Source organism: Kitasatospora sp. NPDC004289, assembly GCF_053602875.1.
In genome coordinates this window covers 1-7954 of sequence record NZ_JBSGEL010000140.1, presented here as the reverse complement: position 1 = coordinate 7954, position 7954 = coordinate 1, and the positions used below count along the sequence as shown (strand labels likewise).

Genomic DNA, 7954 nt, shown 5'->3' with positions numbered 1-7954 from the left:
ACCCCTGCTGCGCCTGAACGTGGAGGCCAAGGACCAGGCCACCATGGAGCAGGTCCGCGACACCGTCCTGGGCATCGTCCGCGCCTGACACCACCAGCCCCAGCCCCGGCCGGTAAGGTTGCCACCGGCCGGGGCACCGCTGTACCGGCGCCGTACCCCACCGCACCCAGGAGCCTGACACCCCATGAGCAACCTGCCGTCCTTCCTGCTGGAGATCCTGGTCTGCCCGGAGTGCCACTCGGCGCTCGACGAGCAGACCCAGGGCGAGGCGCACGAGCTGCGCTGCACCGGTGAGACCTGCGGCCTGGTCTACCCGGTCCGCGACGGCATCCCGGTGCTCCTGGTCGACGAGGCCCGCCGCCCCTCCTGACGCCGCGTCAGGCCCGCCCGGCCCCACCCGGGCGCCCCGCGCAGCACCCCCGCGCCCGCACGCCGGGCGCACCCCGCACCTCCCCGACCGACCCCACCGTCCGTCCAGCGCGAGGCCGGAGGCCAGCCGCATGATCGACGACGTCCTGCTCGACGACCCGGCCGCCCTCCAGCGCGCCGACCGGGACCACGCGCTGCTCGCGCTGGCGGGTGCCGGGGCCAGGATCCGCACCGCCCTCCGGCTGGCCGACGAGGCCGGAGTCGCGGCGCTGCGCCCCGACGGCCGCCCGCGCTCCCTGCTGGTGGCCGGCTACGGCAGCGCGCTCGCCGTCGGCCCCGCGCTGGCCGCGCTCGCGGTCGAGTCCACCCAGGTGCTCCCGCTCCCGCCGACCGACGCCGAGCCCGCCCCGCGCGACCGGACGGTGGCCGCCCCGCCGTTCACCGCCGGCCTGCGCTGGCAGCTCCCGGGCTGGGTCGGCCCGCTCGACCTGCTGGTGATCGCCTCCGCTGACGGCCACGAGGAGGGTCTGGTCGGCCTGGCCCAGCAGGCGTACGCACGCGGCTGCACGGTGGTGGTGATCGCCCCGCCGGAGAGCCCGCTGACCGAGGCCGCCCACCAGGTCCGCGGCCTGCCGCTGCCGTACGTGCCGACCGCGGTCGAGGACGACCACCAGGCCGAGGAGCCCGACCTGCCCGCGCTCGACCCGGGCGCGCTCTGGGCCATGCTGCTCCCGCTGCTGGCCCTCACCGAGAAGCTCGGCGTCACCCAGCTCCCGGCCGGCTCCCTGCGGGGCGTCGCCGACCGGCTGGACGAGGTGGCCGTCCGCTGCCGCCCCGACGCCGCCGCCTACGTCAATCCGGCCAAGGACCTGGCCGCCCACCTCTCCGGCACCGTCCCGCTGCTGTGGACCGACGGCCCGGTGGCCGCCGCGGTGGCCGGCCGGTTCGCCGCCATGCTGGCCGACCGGGCCGGGCGCCCCGCGCTGCCCGGGGCGCTGCCGCAGGTGCTCACCGCCCACCGGGGCATGTTCGTCGGCCAGTTCGGCTCGGGCGCCGACCCGGACGACTTCTTCCGCGACCGGGTCGAGGAGCCCGATCCGCTGCTGCTCCAGGTGCTGCTGCTCCGTCAGACCCCGGGCCGCGCCGCCGATCCGGCCGAGGAGGAGGAGAACGGCTTCGCCGAGCCCAGCCACCCGGTCCGCCGCGCCCACCGCCTGGCCGAGGCGCACGGCGTCCGCTTCACCGAGCTCCGCTCGGTGGAGGCCGATCCGCTGCACGCCCTGGCCGAACTGACCGCCCTCACCGACTTCGCCGCCGTCTACCTCGGCCTGGCCGCCGGCCAGGACTGAACGGAGCACGACGCGCCGCCGCCCACCTGCTGACCGCACCTCAGGTCCTTTGCCCGATCGGGATACTGTGTGCGGTCGACAGAGCTGAGCGTCGGCCGGTGCACGGGTACCGGCCCAGTCCGGAGGGACCCCATCCCAGCATGAGCACCGAAGGCGGTACCAAGGCCCTCGTAGCGGCGCTGTCCGCGAACCTGGCGATCGCGGTGAGCAAGTTCACCGCCTTCGCCTTCACCGGCTCCTCCTCGATGCTGGCCGAGGGCGTGCACTCCGTCGCCGACTCCGGCAACCAGGTGCTGCTGCTGGTCGGCAGCAAGCGGGCGGCCCGCGAGGCGGACGAGGCCCACCCCTTCGGCTACGGGCGCGAGCGGTACATCTACGCCTTCGTGGTCTCCATCGTGCTGTTCTCGGTCGGTGGCCTGTTCGCCGTCTACGAGGGCGTGGAGAAGATCCGCCACCCGCACGAGCTGGATGGCTGGTACTGGGCGGTCGGCGTGCTGGTCTTCGCGATCATCGCGGAGAGCTGGTCCTTCTACACCGCGATCAGCGAGGGGAAGAAGTCCAAGGGCGCGCTCGGCTGGGTCGAGTACGTCCGCCGGGCCAAGGCTCCGGAGCTGCCGGTGGTCCTGCTGGAGGACTTCGGCGCGCTGATCGGCCTGGTCCTCGCCCTGTTCGGCGTCGGTCTCACCGTCATCACCGGGAACGGCGTCTGGGACGGCGTCGGCACCCTCTCCATCGGCCTGCTGCTGGTCGGCATCGCGGTGGTGCTCGCCCTGGAGACCCGCTCGCTGCTGATCGGCGAGTCCGCCGACAAGACCGAGGTCGCCAAGATCCGCGCCGCCCTGGTGGACCACGATTCGGTCACCCGCATCATCCACATGCGCACCCTGCACCTCGGCCCCGAGGAGCTGCTGGTCGCCGCCAAGATCGGCGTCAACGCCGAGGACAGCGCCACCCAGGTCGCCCAGGCCATCGACCTGGCCGAGGCCCGGGTCCGCAAGGCCGTCCCGATCGCCCGGGTGATCTACCTGGAGCCGGACATCTACTCCGCCGAGAAGGAGGCCGCCGGCCCCGACCGGGAGGCCACCCCGGGCGGCCCGTCCCACTGACGCACCGTCAGGGAACCGGTCGGGGAACGGCCGAATCCGCTCGAACGAATCCCGTGCGATCACGCCGCCGGTGTAGATTCGTCAGCAGAGCCAAATCGTCGCTGCTGATGGCGGTCGATCGGCACCCCCGGCACGCCGGGCGGTCCGGTCGAGGGAGAGAGGTCCTCCGACGGATTGTGCCGCAGCAGCGGAGCCCCGCATCCCGTCGGGCGTCCCGCCGCTCAGCACACCCGTAAACCGACCCGACCCCGCACGCAGCGAGGAGCAGCAGACATGTCCGACTTCAAGGTCGCCGACCTCTCCCTGGCCCCCTTCGGCCGCAAGGAGATCCAGCTCGCCGAGCACGAGATGCCCGGCCTGATGTCGATCCGCAAGGAGTTCGCCGCCTCGCAGCCGCTGGCCGGCGCGCGCATCACCGGCTCGCTGCACATGACCGTGCAGACCGCCGTGCTGATCGAGACCCTCACCGCCCTCGGCGCCGAGGTCCGCTGGTGCTCCTGCAACATCTTCTCCACCCAGGACCACGCGGCCGCCGCCATCGCGGTCGGCCCGGAGGGCACCCCGGAGAACCCGCAGGGCGTCCCGGTCTTCGCCTGGAAGGGCGAGACGCTGGAGGAGTACTGGTGGTGCACCGAGCAGGCGCTCACCTGGCCCGACGGCCAGACCCCGAACATGATCCTGGACGACGGCGGTGACGCCACCCTCCTGATCCACAAGGGCGTCGAGTTCGAGAAGGCCGGCGAGGCCCCGGACCCGTCCACCGCGGACAACGAGGAGTACCGCCTGATCCTCGAGGTGCTCAACCGCACCCTCAAGGACAGCCCCTCCAAGTGGACCGAGATGGCCGCCACCATCAAGGGCGTCACCGAGGAGACCACCACCGGCGTGCACCGCCTGTACGAGATGCACCGCGACGGCAACCTGCTGTTCCCGGCCATCAACGTCAACGACGCCGTCACCAAGTCGAAGTTCGACAACAAGTACGGCTGCCGCCACTCCCTGATCGACGGCATCAACCGCGCCACCGACGTCCTGATCGGCGGCAAGGTCGCGGTCGTGGCCGGCTACGGCGACGTCGGCAAGGGCTGCGCCGAGTCCCTCCGCGGCCAGGGCGCCCGCGTCATCGTCACCGAGATCGACCCGATCTGCGCCCTGCAGGCCGCCATGGACGGCTACCAGGTCACCACCCTGGAGGAGGTCGTCTCGATCGCCGACATTTTCATCACCACCACGGGCAACAAGGACATCATCCTTGCCAAGCACATGGAGCAGATGAAGCACCAGGCGATCGTCGGCAACATCGGCCACTTCGACAACGAGATCGACATCGCCGGTCTGTCGAAGCTCCCGGGCATCGTGAAGACCGAGGTCAAGCCGCAGGTCCACGAGTGGCGCTTCGCGGACGGCCACACCATCATCATGCTGTCCGAGGGCCGCCTGCTGAACCTCGGCAACGCGACCGGCCACCCGTCCTTCGTGATGTCGAACTCCTTCGCGAACCAGACCATCGCGCAGATCGAGCTCTTCACCAAGACCTCGCAGTACCCGATCGGCGTCTACGTTCTCCCCAAGCACCTGGACGAGAAGGTCGCCCGCCTCCACCTCGACGCCCTCGGCGTCAAGCTCACCACCCTCACCCCCGAGCAGGCCGACTACATCGGCGTCCCGGTCGAGGGCCCGTACAAGCCGGAGCAGTACCGCTACTGATCCCGCGTCAGCGCTGAACGGCCGTGCGGCCGGTGCCCCGTGGCACCGGCCGCACGGCCGTTCCCGCCCACCGGGGCCGAGCGGCCGGGCCACCGGGAGGCCGCGGGCACGTAGGCTGCTGCCATGCCGAACGGCCGCTACTCCCTCACCGACCCGCACGACGGCACCCCGCTCGGCGAGGAGCGCTTCAGCTGTGCCCCCGGCCCCGCCGGCTGGCGCTACGTCTCCAAGACCTACGCCCCCGACGGCGCCGTGCTCCGCACCGCGGACCTCACCCTCGACTCCCGCAACCGCCCGCTGCGCCTCGAACTCCGCTCCGGCGGCTGGCAGGTCCGCGGCGGCGCACTCGACGGCGTCAGCTGGGTCCGCACCGCCGCCGACGGCTCCGGCACCGACGCGGCCGAGGGCCACGACCGCGCCCACGCCTTCGCCGGATCCTCCCCGGCCTTCCTGATCGCCGCCGCCCGCCTGCTCCGCCTGGAACCCGGCGCCTCGGCCCGCCTCCGCCTGGTCTCCTTCACCGACCCGGTGCTGGCCCCCCGCACCTTCGACCAGGGCTGGCTCCTCGAAGCCGTCGACACCCACCCCACCGACACCGGCCCGCTGCTGGTCGAGCGCTACCAGGTGGCCGACCTGGAGACCGGCGAACAGCAGATCGTCCACCTGGCTGGCGACGTCGTCCTGGACGCCCCCGGCCTCGCCCTCGAAGAACTCGAGTCCCCGCCCAACCAGTGGCCCACCGAGTACAACCCCTAGGCCGGCGGAGCGAACCCGCCCTCGGCCGCCGGTGCCTGCACGGGCGGTGCGACGGGTGCCGGTGCCGCCGGTGCAGCAGGGGGAGGGGCGACGGGAGCCTCGTACCGCCGTGCCCGCTCCAACGGCTGCTGCTGCCCGCCGCCCTGCACCGGCACCTGCTGCGCCACCGGGTACCCGCCCTGCGCCTGCCCGGCCACCGACCGCTCCCAGTCGCGACGCTGACGCTCCACCAGCACCGCCCCCAGGTACTGCGCCGGATGCACCCCCTGCGGCGCCGCCTGCCCGGTGTACGCCACCAGGTCCCCGGCCAGCCGCTGCGCCATCCCGAAGCCCACCGCCGGGTCCAACTGCCCGATCCGGCTCAGGTACTGGCGGATCGCCAGCCAGAGCGGATCCGGCACCGCCGACAGGTCGAGCGAGACCAGCCCGCCACCGATCCCGGCCAGCAGCTCCGGCGGCACCGGCGGCAGCGCGTCCCGGCCCCCGCCCGCACCCGGCACCCGCTCCCGGACCACCAGCGTCCCCGCGAACACGTCCCCGAGCCGCCGCCCCTCCGGCGAGACCATCGAGCTGATCAGCGCGGGCACCCCCATCAGCATCGGCAGCTCGACGAACCCGACCAGCCCCCGCACCAGCGAGTGCCGGAACCGCACCGGCCCGCCGTCCGTCCGCACCACCCGCAGCCCGAACGCCAGCTTCCCCAGCGACCGTCCCCCGGAGAGCGTCTCCACCAGCACCGGCAGGATCACCAGGCAGAACACCATGAGCCCGAGCCCGATCGCGGCCCCGGCCGCGTCGTCCACCTCGATGACCGACAGGGTCATCCCGAGCATCAGCACGATCATCAGCAGCACCTGGGCGAGCAGGTCCAGCCCGATCGCCAGCATCCGGCTCGGCAGCTTGGCGGACCGCAGCCCGAGCACCACCGCCTCACCCGTGACCAGTTCGCTCACTGCCGTCCCCCGCCCGTCCTGATCCGCACCGCCGACAGTCCGCCAACATACGGGCCCCCGGAACCCGCAGGAAGGGCGGCCCACCCCTCTGGCATGCTGAGCCCCGACCCGCCCGAGCACCCGCCGCCCAGCAGGAGAGCCGCCCCATGGACCTGGACGTCTTCGTCGCCGCCCACCAGGCGGAGTGGCACCGACTGGAGGCCCTGAGCAAGCGCCGCCGCCTCACCGGGGAGGAGGCCGACGAACTCGTCACCCTCTACCAGCGCGCCACCAGCCACCTGGCCCAGGTGCAGTCCACGGCCCCCGACCCGACCCTGGTCGGCCGCCTCACCACCCTGGTGGCCCGCGCCCGCAGCGCCGTCACCGGCCGCCGCTCCTCCTCCTGGCACGACGCCGGCCGCTACTTCGCCGTCAGCTTCCCGGCCGCCCTCTACCGCTCCCGCCGCTGGTGGATACCGATCGCGGTCCTCTCGATCCTGCTCTCCGCCCTGATCGCCTGGTGGGTCTCCACCCACCCCGAGGTCCGCGACTCGATCATCGCCCCCGAGGGCCTGCACGAGATGACCAAGGAGGGCGGCGAGTACGAGACCTACTACTCCGACCACCCCGCCACCTCCTTCGCCGCCCAGGTGTGGACCAACAACGCCTGGATCGCCGCCCAGTGCCTGATCTTCGGCGTCCTGCTCGGCCTCCCGGTCCTCTACGTCCTGCTCGGCAACGTGATGAACCTCGGCATCGCCCTCGGCCTGATGTCCTCCGCCGGCCGCCTCGACTTCTTCCTCGGCCTCCTCCTCCCGCACGGCCTCCTGGAACTGACCGCCGTCTTCGTCGCAGCCGGCCTCGGCCTGCGCCTCGGCTGGACGGTCATCGACCCCGGCCCCCGCCCCCGCCTCGTCGCCCTCGCGGAGGAGGGCCGCGCCGTCATCGGCATGGCGATCGGCCTCACCGTCGTCCTCTTCGTCAGCGGCCTCCTCGAAGCCTTCGTCACCCCGTCCCCCCTCCCCACCTGGGCCCGCATCACCATCGGCGCCGTGGCCGAGGTCCTCTTCCTCCTCTACGCCCTCGTCCTCGGCCGCCGCGCCGCAGCCACCGGCGAGGCCGGAGACCTCGAAGCCGCCGACCGCGAGGACCGTCACCCGGTCGCAGCCTGACCGGCGCGGCGCCCGCCGGTGGTCGGGAGAACCCCTCCCGACCTGGTAGTCTCATGATCAGCGCACAAAAACCATTGACTCGGTTGGAGTACGCGAGTAGGTTTGAACGGTTGAGAGCGACTGGACAACGGTCGCGGTCAGACGTTAATGTCTACGACAACGCCAAGCCCAAGCGGTGAGCGCCGAAAGGTGCCCGTGCGGATCGGCGAATCCCTCCCAGCGGGAATTCAGAACGAATGAAGCCGGTAAAACGGCCGAAATTCTTCTGGTAAGCTGGGAAACACGAAAGAACGAAGCGCCCGGAGGGTCTGCTGGAAAGCAGTCCGAAGGAAGTCACCGTTCCTTGAGAACTCAACAGCGTGCCAAAAGTCAACGCCAGATATGTTGACATCCCCGGCCTCACCTTCTGGTGGGGTTGGAGATTCCTTTATGAAGTAAACACTAGCGAGGACGCAGTGCGCGGGATCACCTTATTCCGGTGGTTGCCGTGCCGCTCAACGCGGGTGCTTGCCGGATTACCGGTAGACATTCACGGAGAGTTTGATCCTGGCTCAGGACGAACG

7 protein-coding genes are annotated in these 7954 nt (G+C 71.8%); 6 read left to right on the top strand and 1 reads right to left on the bottom strand.

Going from position 1 to position 7954, the window contains the following annotated elements:
* The first annotated feature begins 184 nt into the window (after nt 1–184).
* The 5 genes from ACWEPF_RS39145 (at nt 185) to ACWEPF_RS39125 (ending at nt 5287) form a co-directional block, all read left to right on the top strand.
* Nucleotides 185–370, top strand: coding sequence for a Trm112 family protein (locus ACWEPF_RS39145; protein WP_345284870.1), 186 nt, complete (start codon nt 185–187; stop codon nt 368–370).
* Nucleotides 371–500: 130 nt separating this feature from the next.
* On the top strand, nt 501–1718 hold the full coding sequence (locus tag ACWEPF_RS39140) for an SIS domain-containing protein (RefSeq protein WP_449798948.1): 1218 nt from the start codon (nt 501–503) through the stop codon (nt 1716–1718).
* A gap of 140 nt (nt 1719–1858) precedes the next feature.
* Nucleotides 1859–2824: a cation diffusion facilitator family transporter gene (locus ACWEPF_RS39135; RefSeq protein ID WP_452176420.1), complete on the top strand. Its 966-nt coding sequence runs from the start codon at nt 1859–1861 to the stop codon at nt 2822–2824.
* A gap of 273 nt (nt 2825–3097) precedes the next feature.
* Nucleotides 3098–4531 carry an adenosylhomocysteinase gene (gene ahcY, locus ACWEPF_RS39130; RefSeq protein ID WP_345284864.1) on the top strand — a complete coding sequence of 478 codons (1434 nt, stop codon included), beginning with the start codon at nt 3098–3100 and terminating at the stop codon, nt 4529–4531.
* A gap of 123 nt (nt 4532–4654) precedes the next feature.
* A complete protein-coding gene (locus tag ACWEPF_RS39125) occupies nt 4655–5287 on the top strand; it encodes a hypothetical protein (protein ID WP_452176419.1) in 633 nt (210 codons plus the stop codon).
* Here ACWEPF_RS39125 and ACWEPF_RS39120 read toward each other — a convergent pair.
* Nucleotides 5284–6240 (bottom strand): RDD family protein, encoded by a 957-nt coding sequence (locus ACWEPF_RS39120; protein WP_452176418.1) that lies wholly within the window; start codon nt 6238–6240, stop codon nt 5284–5286. The genes ACWEPF_RS39125 and ACWEPF_RS39120 overlap by 4 nt on opposite strands.
* Nucleotides 6241–6386: 146 nt before the next feature.
* On the opposite strand from ACWEPF_RS39120, the gene ACWEPF_RS39115 reads away from it, so the two are divergent.
* A complete protein-coding gene (locus ACWEPF_RS39115; protein ID WP_452176417.1) occupies nt 6387–7391 on the top strand; it encodes a stage II sporulation protein M in 1005 nt (334 codons plus the stop codon).
* The last annotated feature ends 563 nt before the right edge of the window (nt 7392–7954 follow it).

What these genes read in the sequence shown, in the direction of transcription:
- ACWEPF_RS39145 (WP_345284870.1), top strand. Translation starts at nt 185, where the DNA reads ATGAGCAACCTGCCGTCCTTCCTGCTGGAGATCCTGGTCTGCCCGGAG.
- ACWEPF_RS39140 (WP_449798948.1), top strand. Translation starts at nt 501, where the DNA reads ATGATCGACGACGTCCTGCTCGACGACCCGGCCGCCCTCCAGCGCGCC.
- ACWEPF_RS39135 (WP_452176420.1), top strand. Translation starts at nt 1,859, where the DNA reads ATGAGCACCGAAGGCGGTACCAAGGCCCTCGTAGCGGCGCTGTCCGCG.
- ahcY (WP_345284864.1), top strand. Translation starts at nt 3,098, where the DNA reads ATGTCCGACTTCAAGGTCGCCGACCTCTCCCTGGCCCCCTTCGGCCGC.
- ACWEPF_RS39125 (WP_452176419.1), top strand. Translation starts at nt 4,655, where the DNA reads ATGCCGAACGGCCGCTACTCCCTCACCGACCCGCACGACGGCACCCCG.
- ACWEPF_RS39115 (WP_452176417.1), top strand. Translation starts at nt 6,387, where the DNA reads ATGGACCTGGACGTCTTCGTCGCCGCCCACCAGGCGGAGTGGCACCGA.